The sequence below is a fragment of the Vibrio olivae genome (assembly GCF_042428525.1).
GTDB classification, from domain to species: domain Bacteria; phylum Pseudomonadota; class Gammaproteobacteria; order Enterobacterales; family Vibrionaceae; genus Vibrio; species Vibrio olivae.
This window is the reverse complement of sequence record NZ_JBHMEP010000002.1, coordinates 410,940-428,057: the sequence shown is the minus strand read 5'-3', so window position 1 is coordinate 428,057 and position 17,118 is coordinate 410,940. Positions and strand designations below refer to the sequence as shown.

General features: G+C 45.8%; 18 protein-coding genes. 12 read left to right on the top strand and 6 right to left on the bottom strand.

The window, feature by feature from the left end:
• Positions 1–118: 118 nt before the first annotated feature.
• From cyoA to cyoE, 5 genes are read left to right on the top strand one after another with little or no spacing between them, the layout of a single operon-like run.
• Complete coding sequence (cyoA, locus tag ACFFUV_RS11725) at positions 119–1,018, top strand: ubiquinol oxidase subunit II (RefSeq protein WP_390192804.1); 900 nt, start codon at positions 119–121, stop codon at positions 1,016–1,018.
• 4 nt (positions 1,019–1,022) lie between these two features.
• Positions 1,023–3,059, top strand: a complete 2,037-nt coding sequence (gene cyoB, locus ACFFUV_RS11720; RefSeq protein ID WP_390192802.1) for a cytochrome o ubiquinol oxidase subunit I — start codon at positions 1,023–1,025, stop codon at positions 3,057–3,059.
• On the top strand, positions 3,049–3,636 hold the full coding sequence (gene cyoC, locus ACFFUV_RS11715) for a cytochrome o ubiquinol oxidase subunit III (protein ID WP_390192799.1): 588 nt from the start codon (positions 3,049–3,051) through the stop codon (positions 3,634–3,636). Before cyoB ends, cyoC begins: the two co-directional genes overlap by 11 nt.
• The gene (gene cyoD, locus ACFFUV_RS11710) at positions 3,636–3,959 is read left to right on the top strand and encodes a cytochrome o ubiquinol oxidase subunit IV (protein ID WP_390192797.1); all 324 of its coding nucleotides are present in this window, start codon (positions 3,636–3,638) and stop codon (positions 3,957–3,959) included. The genes cyoC and cyoD overlap by 1 nt, the downstream gene beginning before the upstream one ends.
• A 7-nt stretch (positions 3,960–3,966) precedes the next feature.
• A complete protein-coding gene (gene cyoE, locus ACFFUV_RS11705) occupies positions 3,967–4,833 on the top strand; it encodes a heme o synthase (protein ID WP_390192795.1) in 867 nt (288 codons plus the stop codon).
• Positions 4,834–4,948: 115 nt separating this feature from the next.
• Here the strand turns inward: cyoE and ACFFUV_RS11700 are convergent, their stop codons facing one another.
• A complete protein-coding gene (locus ACFFUV_RS11700; RefSeq protein ID WP_390192793.1) occupies positions 4,949–5,554 on the bottom strand; it encodes an HAD family hydrolase in 606 nt (201 codons plus the stop codon).
• A gap of 176 nt (positions 5,555–5,730) precedes the next feature.
• Here ACFFUV_RS11700 and ACFFUV_RS11695 point away from each other — a divergent pair, with 176 nt between their 5' ends.
• The 3 genes from ACFFUV_RS11695 (at position 5,731) to ACFFUV_RS11685 (ending at position 8,086) form a co-directional block, all read left to right on the top strand.
• Complete coding sequence (locus tag ACFFUV_RS11695) at positions 5,731–6,318, top strand: TetR/AcrR family transcriptional regulator (RefSeq protein ID WP_390192791.1); 588 nt, start codon at positions 5,731–5,733, stop codon at positions 6,316–6,318.
• 115 nt (positions 6,319–6,433) lie between these two features.
• Complete coding sequence (gene curA / locus ACFFUV_RS11690; protein WP_390192789.1) at positions 6,434–7,459, top strand: NADPH-dependent curcumin/dihydrocurcumin reductase; 1,026 nt, start codon at positions 6,434–6,436, stop codon at positions 7,457–7,459.
• 9 nt (positions 7,460–7,468) lie between these two features.
• Positions 7,469–8,086, top strand: coding sequence for a glutathione S-transferase family protein (locus ACFFUV_RS11685; RefSeq protein WP_390192787.1), 618 nt, complete (start codon positions 7,469–7,471; stop codon positions 8,084–8,086).
• A gap of 85 nt (positions 8,087–8,171) precedes the next feature.
• Here ACFFUV_RS11685 and ACFFUV_RS11680 read toward each other — a convergent pair whose 3' ends face one another.
• Both ACFFUV_RS11680 and ACFFUV_RS11675 read right to left on the bottom strand, forming a co-directional pair.
• Positions 8,172–8,705 carry an NAD(P)-binding domain-containing protein gene (locus ACFFUV_RS11680; protein ID WP_390192785.1) on the bottom strand — a complete coding sequence of 178 codons (534 nt, stop codon included), beginning with the start codon at positions 8,703–8,705 and terminating at the stop codon, positions 8,172–8,174.
• Between the two features lie 35 nt (positions 8,706–8,740).
• Positions 8,741–9,673: an endonuclease/exonuclease/phosphatase family protein gene (locus ACFFUV_RS11675; RefSeq protein ID WP_390192783.1), complete on the bottom strand. Its 933-nt coding sequence runs from the start codon at positions 9,671–9,673 to the stop codon at positions 8,741–8,743.
• Positions 9,674–10,194: 521 nt separating this feature from the next.
• On the opposite strand from ACFFUV_RS11675, the gene ACFFUV_RS11670 reads away from it, so the two are divergent.
• The 4 genes from ACFFUV_RS11670 (at position 10,195) to ACFFUV_RS11655 (ending at position 14,053) form a co-directional block, all read left to right on the top strand.
• Positions 10,195–10,695 carry an HAD family hydrolase gene (locus ACFFUV_RS11670; RefSeq protein WP_390192782.1) on the top strand — a complete coding sequence of 167 codons (501 nt, stop codon included), beginning with the start codon at positions 10,195–10,197 and terminating at the stop codon, positions 10,693–10,695.
• A 148-nt stretch (positions 10,696–10,843) separates the two neighbouring features.
• Positions 10,844–12,139 carry a GGDEF domain-containing protein gene (locus tag ACFFUV_RS11665; RefSeq protein WP_390192779.1) on the top strand — a complete coding sequence of 432 codons (1,296 nt, stop codon included), beginning with the start codon at positions 10,844–10,846 and terminating at the stop codon, positions 12,137–12,139.
• A gap of 78 nt (positions 12,140–12,217) precedes the next feature.
• Positions 12,218–12,802, top strand: coding sequence for a mechanosensitive ion channel domain-containing protein (locus tag ACFFUV_RS11660; protein ID WP_390192776.1), 585 nt, complete (start codon positions 12,218–12,220; stop codon positions 12,800–12,802).
• A gap of 357 nt (positions 12,803–13,159) precedes the next feature.
• Positions 13,160–14,053, top strand: coding sequence for a hypothetical protein (locus tag ACFFUV_RS11655; protein WP_390192773.1), 894 nt, complete (start codon positions 13,160–13,162; stop codon positions 14,051–14,053).
• Between the two features lie 55 nt (positions 14,054–14,108).
• Here the strand turns inward: ACFFUV_RS11655 and ACFFUV_RS11650 are convergent, their stop codons facing one another.
• The 3 genes from ACFFUV_RS11650 to ACFFUV_RS11640 all read right to left on the bottom strand — a co-directional run bounded on the left by ACFFUV_RS11650 (position 14,109) and on the right by ACFFUV_RS11640 (position 17,065).
• The gene (locus ACFFUV_RS11650; RefSeq protein WP_390192771.1) at positions 14,109–14,666 is read right to left on the bottom strand and encodes a hypothetical protein; all 558 of its coding nucleotides are present in this window, start codon (positions 14,664–14,666) and stop codon (positions 14,109–14,111) included.
• A gap of 293 nt (positions 14,667–14,959) precedes the next feature.
• The gene (locus tag ACFFUV_RS11645) at positions 14,960–16,084 is read right to left on the bottom strand and encodes a M14 family metallopeptidase (protein WP_390192768.1); all 1,125 of its coding nucleotides are present in this window, start codon (positions 16,082–16,084) and stop codon (positions 14,960–14,962) included.
• A gap of 60 nt (positions 16,085–16,144) precedes the next feature.
• A complete protein-coding gene (locus tag ACFFUV_RS11640) occupies positions 16,145–17,065 on the bottom strand; it encodes a LysR family transcriptional regulator (protein WP_390192766.1) in 921 nt (306 codons plus the stop codon).
• Positions 17,066–17,118 lie beyond the last annotated feature (53 nt).

Genomic DNA, 17,118 nt, shown 5'->3' with positions numbered 1-17,118 from the left:
CATAAGCTCAACACATACATATTCTAATGACGATAACGACCACGGTTTAGCTGGCGATTGTGTTTTACATTAGCAATTGTACAACTGGACGTGGCCCAAAAAGACATCGAGAAAGTTAATGGAAGCCTCAAGATATAAAAGCATCTTGTCGAGGGCTAGTCTGGCTTTTGCCGTTCTTTTGCTCTCAGGATGCGATTCTGCATTGCTTAATCCGAAAGGCGCTATTGGTGTTCAAGAAAAAGAGTTGATTATCACATCACTACTGCTGATGCTCATTGTAGTTATCCCTGTGATTCTGATGACACTTTATTTCTCGTTCAAATACCGAGCGTCCAATACGGATGAAGAGTATGCGCCTGATTGGTCGCACTCCACTAAAATCGAGGTGATCGTTTGGACTATTCCAATCATCATTATTGCGATTTTGGGTACCATCACTTGGCACTCGACTCACGAGTTGGAACCTTCCAAGCCGTTAGTCAGTGAAGTGGAACCAATGACCATCGAAGTAGTCTCTCTCGACTGGAAATGGTTATTCATCTATCCAGAACAGAAGATTGCGACAGTGAACTACGTTGCATTCCCTAAAGATGTACCGATTCAGTTTAAACTGACTTCTGACAACATCATGAACTCCTTCTTTATTCCTCGTTTAGGTAGTCAGATTTACGCAATGCCAGGCATGGTGACGCGTCTTCACCTAATCGCGAACCACGAAGGTGACTTCAAAGGAATCGCAGCGAGCTACAGCGGCGAAGGTTTCTCGCACATGAAGTTCACTGCCAAGGCGCTGCCTGATCAAGACAGCTTTGATAACTGGGTCAACATGGTGAAAGCCAGCCCGGATACCCTTTCAGACCTTGCTGCTTATAAATCACTGGCGGAGCCATCTATCGATGCGCCTGTGACGTATTATTCAAAAGTCGTTCCTGAGCTGTTTACCAACGTGGTAACGCAATATCCAGGTTCAATGAATGCGAGCTTTGACGCAGCCTGCCTAGTCTCAGAGGAAGGATAATTCTATGTTCGGTAGATTAACTCTCGAATCGATTCCATATCATGAGCCAATTATCATGATCACCCTCTCGGTGATCGCGATTGTGGGTATTGCTATCGTAGCGATGATCACAAAAGCAGGTAAGTGGCAGTATTTATGGACCGAGTGGTTTACTTCAGTAGACCATAAAAAATTGGGCTTCATGTACATCATTGTTGCAATGATCATGTTGCTTCGTGGCTTTGCCGACGCCGTTATGATGCGTAGTCAACAGCTGCTCTCTTCAGCCGGTGAAGCAGGTTACTTACCGCAGCACCACTACGACCAAATCTTTACCGCCCACGGCGTGATTATGATTTTCTTTGTGGCGATGCCTTTGGTTATCGGCCTAATGAACATCATCGTTCCGCTACAGATCGGTGCGCGTGACGTTGCTTTCCCATACTTGAACAACTTGAGCTTCTGGCTGTTTGTTGCTGGTGTGATTCTAACCAATATGTCGTTAGGTCTGGGTGAGTTCGGTCGTACAGGTTGGCTTGCTTATCCGCCACTGTCTGGTATTGATGCCAGCCCGGGGGTAGGTGTCGATTATTGGATTTGGGCACTGCAGATATCGGGTGTCGGTACAACGCTAACGGGTGTGAACTTCTTTGTGACCATCTTCCGTATGCGTGCGCCAAGCATGCCGATGATGAAAATGCCAGTGTTCACTTGGGCATCTCTGTGTGCCAACATTTTGATCATCATTTCATTCCCAATTCTAACCGTAACCATCGCCCTGCTGACGCTTGATAGATATCTTGGTATGCACTTCTTTACCAATGATATGGGCGGCAACATGATGATGTACGTCAACTTGATTTGGGCCTGGGGCCACCCAGAAGTGTACATTCTGATTCTACCAATCTTTGGTGTGTTCTCAGAAGTGACCGCAACCTACTCACGTAAGAAACTGTTTGGTTACACCTCACTGGTGTGGGCAACCATCGTTATTACTGTGCTCGCGTTCGTTGTTTGGCTACACCACTTCTTTACGATGGGTTCTGGTGCCAACGTCAATGCCTTCTTTGGTATTGCCACCATGATTATCTCGATACCGACCGGTGTTAAGATTTTCAACTGGCTATTTACTATGTACAAAGGCCGTATCCGCTTTACGACACCAATGCTTTGGACAGTCGGCTTCCTGATCACGTTCAGTGTCGGTGGTATGACGGGCGTATTGATGGCCGTTCCAGGTGCGGACTTCGTACTACACAACTCAGTATTCCTGATTGCACACTTCCATAACGTTATCATTGGTGGCGTAGTGTTTGGTTGTTTTGCCGCGATCACTTACTGGTTCCCGAAAGCGACAGGTTTCACGCTTAACGAAACTTGGGGCAAACGTGCGTTCTTCTGCTGGATTGTGGGCTTCCTTATGGCCTTCTTACCGCTTTACGCACTGGGCTTTATGGGTATGACACGTCGTATCAGCCAAAACCTTGATCCACAATTCTTCCCACTGCTTGCGGTTGCAGCAGCAGGTACTGCCGTGATTGCTCTGGGCGTATTGTGTCAAGTGATTCAGTTCTACGTTAGCTTCCGTGACCGCGCGCAAAACCGCGATGTGACCGGTGACCCGTGGGATGGTCGTACTCTTGAGTGGGCGACATCGTCACCACCGCCGTTCTACAACTTCGCGAAAATTCCAAAAGCCGATGAATTGGATGCGTTCTGGTACCAAAAAGAACGTGGCGAATTTAAGCCAATGGAAGAAGAAGAATACGAACCAATCCACATGCCGAAAAACACCCCAACGGGTATGTATGTTTCAGCGTGGGCAACCATCTTTGGTTTTGCCATGATCTGGTATGTTTGGTGGCTCGCAGCAATCAGCTTTGTTGCCATCATCGTGACTTCTATCCGTCACAGCTACAACGACGACGTCGATTACTACGTCACCGTTGAAGAGATCAAAGCGATCGAAGCTGAGCGTCGTGCTCAACTGGCTGAAGCGGAAAAAGCGTCTGGCAAACAGACAGACAGCGAAGATGATATGGAGGCGAACTATGCACGCTGATACTCACGATCATCATCATGATACTGGCGCGAACAAGCTGTTCGGCTTCTGGATCTACCTAATGAGTGACTGTATTTTGTTCGCAACTTTGTTTGCGACCTATGCAGTACTTTCTGGCGCTACCGCTGGCGGCCCAATTGGTAAAGACATCTTCGAAATTCCATTCGTCTTTGTCGAAACCATGTTGCTGCTATTTAGTAGTATTACTTTCGGCTTTGGCATGATTGCCATGAAGCGCAAAGATCTTCCAGCGATGAAACGCTGGATGATCGTGACCTTCTTACTTGGTCTAGGCTTCATTGGCATGGAAATCTACGAGTTCCATCACCTGATTGAAGCTGGACACGGTCCACAGCGCAGTGCGTTCCTGTCTGCGTTCTTTACGCTGGTCGGGACTCACGGTCTGCACGTAACCTTTGGTCTTATCTGGCTTGCCGTTGCTTATCAGCAACTGAACAGCAAAGGCCTAACGGAAACCATGCAAACCCGTTTCCAATGCCTAAGCTTGTTCTGGCACTTCCTTGATATCGTTTGGATTTGTGTCTTCACCATTGTTTACTTGTTAGGAGTGATGTAATGAGTTATCAACATTCAGACACTGAAAACACTGGTGCTCGTGATTATGTGAAAGGCTTTGTCCTTTCACTTATCCTGACCGTCATTCCGTTCTACTTTGCTTATACGCAAAGCCTACCGGAAACCACAACCTACGCGATTCTTTTCGGTTGTGCGATTGTTCAGGTGATTGTGCACTTTACTTACTTCCTACACATGGAAGTGAAATCAGAGCAAGGCCAATGGAACATGGTGTCCTTGGTATTTAGTGCCATCGTTGTGCTTATTTTGATTGCGGGTTCCCTCTGGATCATGTGGAACTTGCACGAAAATATGATGTTGTAGGTGCAAAATGCTGAAAAGCTACCTGTCTATTACGAAACCGGGCATTATTTTCGGCAATCTGATTTCAGCCGCTGCGGGGTTCTTCCTCGCAGCGAAGTCTGAAGCAGTAAGCTGGGAACTGATGCTACCGACGCTTGCAGGCGTAGCGCTTGTAATTGCGTCGGGTTGCGTGGTGAATAATATTTTCGACCGCGATATCGATATGAAAATGGCGCGTACAGCCAAACGTGAAATGGTGGTCGGTTCGATCAGTGTGGATCATGCGTTTGTATACGCTCTGGTGTTACTGGTTCTTGGGACCGGGCTTTTATATCAACAGGTCAACCCACTTGCCACGGTCGTGGTGCTGTTGGGATATATCTTTTACGTGTTCTTTTACACCATGTGGTACAAACGTACTTCGGTGTATGGCACCTTGATTGGAAGCATCTCTGGCGCAGTCCCTCCTTTGGTCGGGTACTTGGCGGTCACGAACTACATCAACATCGATGCCGTATTGCTGTTTGTGCTGTTTTGTCTTTGGCAAATGCCGCACTCTTATGCGATCGCAATGTTCCGTATGCAGGATTACCGTGAAGCAGGCATTCCTGTATTGCCGGTAAAAGAAGGCATCAGCAAAGCACACCGACATATGAAAGCCTATGTGGTGGCCTTCGCGGTCGTTGGCTTAGCGCTGTTCTTCCTAGGACAAGCTAGCTATACGTATCTCGCCGTGTCATCACTGGTCAGTTTTTACTGGCTAAAAGTGACTTTCCGTTCGGTAACCTATGACAACTACGAGACCTGGGCCAAATCCGTGTTCAAGATCTCGCTCGTTGCAGTGATGAGCATTAGCGGCGTACTCGGCTTTGAGTTACTGCCGTTTGCTATCTGAATTTAAGAATCTGGTGCACAGTTCAAGAGCTGTTGTTGACATTGCGGTCGCCTAATTCCGCGATGTTAACGGAATTCCGACACTCTGTTCTGATGCACCGACTTATTCTTCCCGCCTAAAACGTTAACCCTAACGCTTTTAATTGCTCTCGAGCTTGCTGAGCATGCTCAAAGACAATCCCCTGCATTCCAACTTGCTGAGCTCCTACGATATTTTTCTGTGCGTCATCCAGAAACACACAGCATGCTGGGTCTAAATCGTAACGTTCAAATAGAGTGGTAAAAATTTGAGCGCCAGGTTTAACGCAGCCTTCTTCCGCTGACACAATCGCTCCGTCAAACAACGGCCAAAACGTATACTGTTGCTTTAGAAACGTGACAATGTCATGCAGATTATCAGTTAGCGCATAAACACCATAGCCCGCTTTTTTGATATCTTGAACGAGCTCAACCGACCCATATAACGGGCATTGAGTACGTTTAACGTAGTAGAACAGAATCTCCATTTGTTGCTCAGAAATCCCAAGCATATAAGCAAATTGTTGTCCCGCTTCCTGCTCGGTCACCAAGCCACGATTTAACTTCTCCCAGAGATCACTGTGAAAAATGTCCTGCGACCATGTGTCGACATCAACATCATCACCAAATGTGAGTCGTAGAATCTCGTGTGGAGACCACCGCACCAGCACATTGCCAATATCAAAAATCACATTACGAATCATCGTTGTTCTCCTTTCAGTAGGGCTTACCACGTTAATGCTTTATGGGGGAGAATTCAGCCTATCATTTTGCTTTTATTGATATTGTCTTATATTCAACCAACAAACCGACGCTTAATGTTCAACCGTCATACACGCCCTACTAGACGACTGGTCTATTTTTATGTATAGTACCCACTATGAACAGCAAAACTCACGATACTCGACACCATATCCTCGATGTAGGATACCAACTGGTAGTGCAAAAAGGCTTTACCAGCGTAGGCTTGTCAGAGTTACTCAAAACCGCCGATGTGCCTAAAGGCTCTTTTTATCACTACTTCAAGTCAAAAGAGCAATTTGGTGAGGCACTGATTGAAGACTATTTCATGCGTTATCGTCAGCGCATTCATCAAATCTTTTCTGAGCAATCGCAAAATGCCTATCAGCGCCTGATGACTTATTTTCAACATTGGCTCTCGGTTGATGACGATACTTGCAACGCCAACCGCTGTTTGATTGTAAAGTTGAGCGCAGAAGTGTCTGATTTATCAGAGCCGATGCGCCTTGCTTTGGCTAAAGGTTCAAAACGCATCATCGAGACGGTGGCGAACATCATTGAACAAGGCCAACAAGATGGCTCCATTTTGGTGACCAACAGCCACGAAGCCGCACTCGATATCTATCATATGTGGATAGGCGCGAGTGTACTCAATAAGCTGTTCCATGACCAAAACGGATTAACACGCTGCTTGGCGTATACCGAGCAACGCTTAAAACAGCCTTAAGTCGCGGATTTAACACGACATCAAGGCTGACACCTAAGTCGAAACGCTGTAGCTTAAAAGCCACAGCTCTTTTTTCACTCAAAACTAGACGACTGGTCTAATGAAGGTAATTATCATGACAACACAAGAGCAAAATCGACGAATCGTACTCGCTTCTCGTCCTGTTGGCGCCCCAACCGAAGACGACTTTCGATTAGAAGCAGTCAGCAAACCATCACCTAAAGAAGGTGAGGTGTTGTTACATACTGAATACCTATCGCTTGATCCATACATGCGTGGTCGCATGAGTGATGCGAAATCTTACGCTGATCCGGTCGAAGTGAACGATGTGATGGTCGGCGGGACTGTCGCTCGCGTTGTCGAATCAAACCTCGCTGATTTCGAAGTGGGTGAATGGGTTCTTTCATTCTCGGGTTGGCAAGACTACGCTATCTCAAATGGTGAAGGTTTACTGAAACTTGGCAAAAACCCAGAAAATCCATCTTACGCACTCGGCGTCATGGGTATGCCTGGCTTTACCGCCTACATGGGCTTACTGGATATTGGCCAACCGAAAGCGGGTGAAACCGTGGTCGTTGCGGCAGCAACAGGCGCAGTGGGTTCTATGGTCGGTCAGATTGCTAAAATTAAAGGTTGTAAAGTAGTAGGTATCGCTGGTGGCGAAGAAAAATGCCGCTATGCCAAAGACGTGTTAGGCTTTGATGAATGTATCGACCATCGCGCTGACGATCTCAATGAACAGTTAGCAAGCGCTTGTGACCAAGGGATTGATGTGTACTTTGAAAACGTCGGCGGTAAGGTATTTGATGCCGTGATGCCTCTACTCAACACAGGCGCCCGCGTTCCATTGTGTGGTCTAATTTCTCAGTACAACAACACCGGGCTGCCAGAAGGCCCTGACCGTATGTCACTGTTGATGGGGCAACTTCTGATTAAGCGTATTAAAATGCAAGGCTTTATCATCTTTGATGATTATGCTCACCGCTATAACGAATTCGCTGAAGATATGACACAATGGTTACAAGCAGGAAAGATCCAATACCGTGAGCATTTGGTAAAAGGATTAGAAAACGCACCACAAGCCTTCATGGGCTTATTAGAAGGTAAAAACTTCGGTAAGTTGGTGGTTAAAACTCAATAAGGAATTCGCATGATTAAACTTCACCACCTCAATCAATCACGCTCAAAGCGCATCATTTGGCTACTTGAAGAACTTGGTCTCGAATACCAAATTGTGCCCTATAAGCGCGACAGTGTGACGTTTTTAGCACCACCTGAGCTAAAGAATATCCATCCACTAGGCAAATCGCCAGTGATTGAAGACGGTGAAAAAGTCATTGCGGAATCTGGCGCGATAACCGAGTACCTTATCGAACGCTATGGGTCAGGCTCACTGGCACCAGCGCGCGACAGTGATGCCTATGTTGACTATCTTCAATGGCTTCACTTCGCAGAAAGCTCGGCAATGCTCCCTCTGCTTCTTAAGATGTTTGTCTCCAAAGATGGGGCTAAAACCAATTTCTTAGGAGACTACGCAAACGCAGAATGTGTCAAAGTGCTAGGGTATTTTGATGCTTGCTTGGAAGGCAAAACCTATCTGGTTGAAGAGCGCTTAACCGGCGCAGATATCTTGATGTCTTTTGTCGTCGAGATTGTCGCACGCTTTGGGCTGATTGAACGTTTTCCAAATATTCAGCGCTATGCAAGCACGCTGGAAGGGCATGAAAAGCATCGTGCGGCTGAACAGCTGGAACGCCTTTACGGCTAAATAATAAAACACAGCCACTGAATATTCAGTGGCTTTTTCTTTCACTCATGAGCAATACAAGCGCTATCCATTGCTCTCCCTCGACTCAGCGATTCACCAGCACCACCTTTTGGGCATAGTGGCGCATAATGGGTTGAACACGCTCAAACGCTTCAAGCTGTCCTTGGCAGTCAATGGTAGTGAGCTCACCGTCTTGCTCTCGGCGATGTAAAGCCTCAATAAAAGGATGACCGGTCGTTAAGCAGGCTTGAGTTAGTTGTGCCACCACAGGTTTTGATGTCGCGCTATGGTCGACTAAAATCGCATCGGTTTTTAGCCCCCCTAATACACCATCCTCACCGTAAATGACTTGCTGTATCTCTACATCACTGGCGGTCCACACAAATACCACATCACACTCTTGAGCCGCTTCTTCAGGAGTCTCAAATACTTGGCCAGGAAACTCACTTCCCCATTTTTTCGCTACCTGAAAGTCTGCGTCATAAACGGACGTATGAAACCCCGCATTCTGTAATTGCCCAGCCACAGCATAACCCATGGCTCCTAATCCGATAAAAGCGAGGCGCGTATGCTCCATGCAAGCTCCTAGACATTGCGATATGTGAAACCAGTTTTGCAATTTATATCCATAAAATCAATTAGTTTGGATTTTAGCTAGCGAAAACCAATCACGGTTTTTATCATGCGATGCATTTCACCGCTTATCGACCGTTCCGTGGTGCGTGAACATATTCGCCGTCCAGACTGCAAAGACTTGAGCCATACATGATCTAAACTCAACATCATGAAATATGGCAGTGCCACCTCGCCAAAATGCGTAGGCCAACTGGCAACTGGCGCGGTTTCGAAGCCGGGAAATAACCCGGAAAAACGTAAATTGGTTGCTGAAATGCTCAAGTTACCGACCACCAGCATTTCATTCTGGTCATCAAGATAAACTTGCGATTCCACGCCACGCAACAACGCGTTTCTTAAAATCCACTGCGCTTGATCAAATGGGTAAGGTAACAGCGCAGAAACCAATGTAATTTGCTTTTGCGGAACCGGATGCCACACCGCTCTCAGCGCATGGTGTCCGTAGCCAATCGAAAATTGTGAAATGTTACTGAGGACAAATCGACTCAATAGCCATTGCCCACGCGAGGTCGATGATGCAGCCATTTTGTATTGATGGGGAAAAACTGCATTTAAACGCTTTGCGTTGTCCTCACTTAGTTCACCGTCGATGTTTTGAATCACGAGCATATCAACGCCGGTAGCAATCAGTTGCTGCCATTGTTCATCACTAAGTGTCGAGTCAGATAAGGTTAGTTGCCCTACTGAAACAGGCGTTGCACAGTGAGCAAGCACTTGCTGCTGTTCTGGCTCGGCCATCATTAAAAACACAACCGAGCTGCATACACCCACCACAAAATGCGCCCAGTAACGTAACGCAAAAGTCGCAATCGACAGCAGAGCAAAGTAGCTCAGAAAGATACCGGGAATTGAAATGACATTTTCTACCCACCATATATCGTGGTAGAGATGAAAAATCCCCCATGCAGCGATCGGAACAGCGATCGCTCCCCATAACAGCCAACGCAGCAAAAGCGTCTCCAATACAAAAGTCATCTTTAAGTATTATATAGGCGACCAAAAGCTAACCTAACAGACTATTTTTTGTATCAGGAAGTAATTTCACAATTTACCGGCTCCGTTTTTACCCCCTTGCCGCGATAGCCCTTATGTTACAACAAGTACTTATAAGTGAAATCTATGATTACATTTTTAATTATATTAACAATATTAATACAAATGGTAACTTAACTGTGGTCAAGTCGAAAAGAGTTACCTGACTCTGTAACTTTTAAGGCGCAATATGGATTATTTGACCATCTCCAAACATTTTTAGCATTGGTATTAGTGCCCTTTCAGGCCCACGTCCCCACGTGGGCCTTCTTTTATTGCAGACAGCAACACTAAGTTCGCTGCAAACAACTCGATAACCTCTCGACCGTAAATTGCCCAACGCCATTTCTTTTACCAGCGTCAACGATAAACACTGACGACCGCTGTTTTGTTTAGTATGTTAACTCGAAGCAAGGGAAGATTAATCACGAGGAGAGGGAATGACATCAAAAAGCACGACGACTTATTTGTTTGATTGGGGTGATACGCTTATGGTCGACTTTAAACATTTTGAAGGAAAAATGTGTGACTGGCCTGAAGTACGTCTCGTTGAGCATGCAGAGACCGTATTAAGCACACTCAGAAGAAATCATCAGATTTACCTAGCCACCAATGCGCGAGATTCTAGCCTAACCGATATACAACGCTGCTTTGAGCGCGTAGGACTCGCGCAGTATCTCTCTGGCTACTTTTGCTATGACACGCTTGGCGTTGGCAAAGGTTCCGACCAATTTTTTACACGCATCATCGACCACCTAGACATCCCCCCCAACCAAATCGTGATGGTTGGCGATAACTATCAGACCGACGTGGAATCCGCAATAAAAGCAGGGATTTATGGCATATGGTTTAATCCATTAGGTCATGAAACCCAAGGCACGTTGCCATCAAATGTCCAACAGATACATCATTTAACTGAACTGCTTAATCCAGTTCTTTGACGCGACTTTGATATGAATATGCAAACGTTTCATCCATATTTTTATGGTGAAGCATAATAATTACATTATAAATCTTAAGTTTATTACATCGACCTTCGGTAGACTCATATACTGAACCAGTTACATAACAAAAAAATAATCCCTAACAATGCTAGGAAATCAAGGAAAGATAGGCTTCCTTATCGCGTTAACGGTTTCATTATTGGCCTTACATTTTTGTTCTCAGAGAAACCTCAACCTCTTGAACTCTCCAGGCTCGATAACAACTAACAGCGATTATGGTGGCGGGAACTCAAAGGCGATAGCCCTTCCTTTTCAGGAGGGGGCGGGCTTTTTATGTCAGATCGCGGATCAGAATCCACGCTCATTTTGTGAATACACATTTCAACTGGGAAAAGATGCGACTCATGGCCTCAACTTTTCTCAGTTTGGAAGCTTAGATCTCAACATAAGCATGACTCGCGATGGTTGGCCTCTGCAGGATTATCCGGTTCGAGTCTATCTTCATCAATATGACCCGAACCTGCCTAAGCACTGGCATCATAAAATCCATCAAATTAATTTTGATACCTATGAGCATACCAATGGGTTGTCTCTACCGACCGAGTATATCCAAGTGGCCGATTGGTGGCGTGAAGCAAGCCAAGCGGATATGTTGCGTAGCATGGTAGACCTAACGAATATCGTAAGCCTTTCCATACTCACGCCTGAGGGCGCTCCACAAGGCTTATATCAAATCAAGATCAACCAACTCTCGACACAAGGTAAGTTAATTCCTGATTTCACACTCTACGGTTTGCTCAGTTTTATCTGGTTATGGTTTCTTCTTCACCAACTGATACGCTACCTAAAACGTATTCATTGCCAACAAAAACGCCTCAAACGCCGAGTGATCCAACTCTCAGAACGCAGTCATAGCTTGCAAAAGCAAGCGACGGTTGATCCTTTAACCAAAGTGCTCAATCGCGGCGGCGGTCTCGAACTGGTACATCGGCTGAAGGTTCTTCACACTCCGTTTTGTCTGTTATATATCGACTTGGACCATTTTAAACACCTCAATGACCGTTATGGGCACCAAGTGGGCGATGATGTTCTCACTCAATTCGCTGACATTGCACAGAGCATCGTACGCAGCCAAGGAACGTTAATTCGTTGGGGAGGTGAAGAGTTTCTCGGCTTAATACGCTGTGATGATATCGAGTCAGCCTATTTTACTGCGCGCCAAATTCATAAACAGATGGCAGCGCATTCTTGGCCTCATCAACAGCAAGTTACGTGTTCAATTGGCATCGCGCTATGCAGCCTAGAAACGCCATTCCAGCAAGCGACGGAAAAAGCCGACAGCGCATTATATAAAGCAAAACACAATGGCCGTAATCGTATTGAAGTGTCTGCGAGTGACAAAAAACAGTGTGTAGAGCCGGTGACGCGGCAAGCCATCTAATTAAATCGAGCGCGATAACAACTAATCGTTGGCGAAGATAGCAGAGTCGCTTATTATGCAAAAAACATAACGATTCTCATGCCATTTATGGAAGTTCTTACCCACTACCTGTCCGAATCCCTGATTCATAAATTGATCTGGCTTATTGCGTTACTCATTGGTTACCGTTTGGTAAAGCGAGGCGGACACGCAACGATTCGTAGCCTTGCGAGCAAAAAGCAAGTTAAGTCATTACGGCTTAATTTTATTTTGCGATGCTTTAACGTCATGTTGGCTGCAATCGTTCTATCACTGTTACTGATCATCAGCGGTGTTGGCTACGGGGATATTGCGCTATTTCTGTCTTCCATTTTTGCGGTACTTGGCGTTGCGCTGGTTGCACAATGGTCAATTTTGAGCAACATTACCGCCAGTTTTCTCATATTCTTTGTCTTTCCTTATCGTATCGGCGATCGCATTAAAGTGATGGATAAAGATGAAGATGTACGTGGAGAAATTATCGATATTACGATGTTTCACGTTCTGATTAAGCACGAAAGCGGCAATATGATTACCTACCCCAATAATTTGATTCTGCAAAAGGGTGTCATCAAGCTCTATCCGGAACATAAAACCCAGAGCAAAATCAAAACTCGCCTTTATACACGTCACACTCGCAAGTAATCGTCGCCCCTGGAAAAGGGGTTACCCTTTCTAAGCCTATTTGGCGAACCTTAAAACTAGACTGCCAAAGCTTAGAAAAATAAACTATTCCCTTATGCGAAACCAGCGCTTAAAAAGTTAACGACTTATAAATCAGATAGATAAACGCTTACCCTAATCATTAGCGCCTTCGAGATTCAACATCCTGCTGTTATTATGTCTTTGTATTATAAGAAAAGAGATTGATATTCTTATAAGTACCAAAAAAAGACCATTCCATTACCAGTGATAAGTCATTTGCCATCGCCTTCGTTAGAATCATGCCCCTCGCGCTGACCGCAGCGCTCGATGTGTTTGAAATGAAATAAGGAATTTACGATGAGTGTGATTATTGGTGCCTCCAACGTCGACGGTTCTGGCTCTTCTTTAGGTCTGAATAGCAGCAACGGTATCACCGTTAGCGGTAACTACCAGTTCGATGGTGTAAGAGCGTTTGATTACAACAGCAATGATGGCAGCCAATACTCGAGTCTGTATCTGTATACAGAAAGTTGGGGAGAAACGTATAAAGAGGCTTACGTTAACGGGCATTATGAAGAAGCCACCATTGATAACGTGACGGACGTCAGCTTGATTAATCAATCGGATTTAGGCTATTCAGCATTGGAAGTCCTTGGCGCAAAACGTGGCTATATTGATACCTCTGGTGTTGACTCTGACGACTCACTATTCATTGGCGTTGAAAGTAACAGTGCCAGTTGGAGCAATTTATTTACCATCAACACGGGCGAAGGCGACGACCAACTGGTGATGGGAAATTTTGGTGGCACGCAATGGACAGAGTTTGATATCGATATGGGCACCGGTGAAGACATCGTTGATATCTCAGAATTAAGTGATGCCCTCAGCTCTAGCCAAACACGTCAAATTGACGGTGGCGAAGGATTTGATGTGCTGATCACCAACGGTGACGATGTGGTTGAATTTAGTGGCTTTGAAGTGATTCATGGTAGCCAAACCGACCAATCTTTAACTGTCGACTCAGCATTAATTGAGAGCAATGCGCAATCTGAAATGGGCTTAGTGATTGTCGACCTTGATGTCGAACTCGCCGGTAATTTGGACTATCACGTTGACGCCGTCGACCGCGCACATCATCAATACCTCGAAGAGCTTAACTACGATGCCGACAGCTTTAGCCAAATCACGGTTCATATCGATGACGATGATTACACGCTGCTCACCAACGATGCCGATTTTTCGCTAGCATAAATCAATCGAATAACAACAAGCCCAATGCTGGGTTTGTTGTTTTCTGACCGACCCGTTATTGGCCAATTTGTGTCACATCTTTGATCAAGTGTTCAGCAATCAAGCTGACATCTCTTGGCTCGTCTTCTTGATCCCAATTGAAACTGGCAATTTTTAAATTGACTGCCAAGTCTTCAAGATACGAATACTTGGTGGTATAAGGCCCTTGTTCAAAAGACGCGAGTTTAGTGCCATTTTTGCTCAGCACGATAGCGTGCTCAACTTCTGGCTTGTTGAGCGCATGCCCACCATAATTAAACGTGCGCTTGTAATCGATGACGACATCAATTGTCGCATCAGCACTTGCACTGTCTTTTGCCGCGTGGCCACTTTGCTCTAGAAAGTGTTGCAAATACTGGGCAAATTCCTGCTGCAATTCCCGCTGAGAAGCAAATGTGCGATCGCCTTCAATCGCGCCGTGCCCGAGTGTTAGCTGGACATCGACATTACCCAACACATATTTCGATTGCTCCGCGACAAGCGGCGTGGGTTCGACATAATAGGTGTAGCGCTGGGAACCAGCACAGCCAGCCAGCCATAAAACGGCTAGCAATAACATCAACTTGTTTTTCATGTTTCGTCCTGATGAATTGAGATTTTTATTGTTGTCAACGTTGTTAGCATGCGCCGTATGGTTGGTTAACTTTTCGTCTTTGAACATGAACACACAAAAAAATTAACCACCACTGCCAGCAACCATACGGCGCATATATCTACTATGCGGCAACAAATTTGCGTTAAATAAAATACCCAACCGACTAAATTGTGGAGCAACCTCAAATCACCCATCAAAAGATTTGGAGCGTGTTAAAAAAAACCAGAGCACAAGCTCTGGTTTTCAGTGTCATCACGTCCTTATTGAAGGCGTTAAACTTTATCGACAACGGCCCACACCGCCGCCAAAACATCTTGTCCAAACGCCACACTACGTTCAGGCGACCAACCATAAAATTCATCAGGATGCGCAATGTGATCTTTAAACGGCATTTCGACGGTATACGATAGGCAGTGGAATTGGTGGTTCACCCAATTAGAACCTACCGTCAAATTGGCTTTTCCTGGCTTGTCTTTTGGATAACCTACCTCATCTTGGAACTCAGGCGAGATGGTCAATAATGCATGCTTGAACGCTTGTTCTGTGCTTTGCATCTGGTCGTCATAGCCTGGAACGCCTTCGCTACCCGCGACAAAGTTATACGGAATCGCTTCATCTCCGTGGATATCAAGGAACATATCAACCCCAGTTTGCAACATACGCTCGCGCACATAGTAAACCTCCGGGCTTTTATCTAAACTTGGCTCTGCCCATTCACGGTTAAGGTTGACGCCAATCGCATTGGTGCGTAAGTGCCCACGAATGCTGCCATCGGGATTCATATTCGGTACGACGTAAAACACCGCTTTATCGAGTAAAGCGCGTCCAACCGTATCGGTGTCGTCCAACAAACGCTGCAACAACCCTTCAATGAACCACTCTGCCATCGTTTCTCCAGGGTGCTGACGGCCGATAACCCAGATGCGTTTTTTACCCTCTTCCGGTTCACCAATGGTGAGTAAGCTCATGTCGTTGTTATCTAGCGTATGACCGAGTGTTTCCAGCGTAACGTTATGATTCATCTGCGCTTGATGCAGTAAATCTTGATGACGATCGTAAGAGTATGGAGCAAAGTATGCGAAATACATCGAGCCATATTCTGGAATCACTTTAAAGGTTAAGGTATCACCATCAAACTGGGCCGGAATACGGAACCACTCTTCGCGATCATAAGACGCCACCACATCGTAATCTTTCCAACCTTCTGGATAGGCGGATTTGGCAAGATTAACTAACTTAAATTGATGAGAGACTTGCGGTTCACTTTCTAGGCGAAAGTGAAACCACTGAGCAAATTCAGACTGGTTATCACAAGGAATCGATAGCTGAATATCCTCCGGCGATTGGGCTTTTTCGACAAGGATATTTCCGCTTTCAAAATTACTGAATATTTTCATTGGGTTCACTCTGGTAAGGAGAATGATCCAAACTTAGCAGGAAGCGCCCTGAGATGAAAGTCAGTCACCAAGCGATTGACCCGATAACAAAGGCTGGCGATCAATTTCGGCCATTTCAGATACCAAGTATTCGACAAACATTTTTACCCGCGGCGCAAGATCTTGGCTGCGTAAATACACCAAGTTGATGGGGGCTTCAATGATGGCAAATTGTGGCAGCACTTGTACTAAACGCCCAGAATTGAGGTCATCAGCAACATCCCAGTACGATTTCATCACCACGCCAACCCCCTGCAGGGCGAGACGATGACACGCTTCACCATCATTACACGCCATGTAACCATGGATATGAACTTTGTGCTCCGCAAAGCGCCACTCGGTTTCAACATGATGCCCCATCACAATGCAGCGGTGCTTTACCAAATCATCAATACTGGTGGGATACCCAAACTGCTGCAAATAATCAGGGGAAGCACAGAGCACACGCCGGTTGGTCAGTAACTTACGCGCCACCAGCCGAGAATCAGGCAGTTCGCCATAGCGAATGGCGACATCAATCCCCTCTTCAATCAGGTCCTTTAATTCATCACTAAAGAGCAGTTGCAGGCGGATTTGCGGGTAACGTTGGCTAAACTCACTTAAAGCGGGTAACAAATGGCGTTGACCAAAGCTGGTCGGCACAGTGATTTTCAAGCTACCAGAAAGCTGAGATTTTTGGTTCCTCAACGACTCTTCTGCCTCATCCACTTCATCAAGAATGCGCCGAATATGTTGATAGAGCGATCGTCCCTCATCACTGACCGATAATTTACGCGTACTGCGATGAATGAGTTGAGTGCCAAGACGCTGTTCAAAGTTAGTTAATCGTTTAGATACGGCCCCCAGTGACAGCCCTAAGTCTTCGGCAGCGGCGGTTAAGCTTCCCAAACTCACTACCCGTTCGAAAACCCGCATTCCAAGTAAATCCGTCAGACCCTGCATTCTTTACCTTTTGGAAATAAGCTATTGAAATCGTCTCCATTTAATCAATCAAA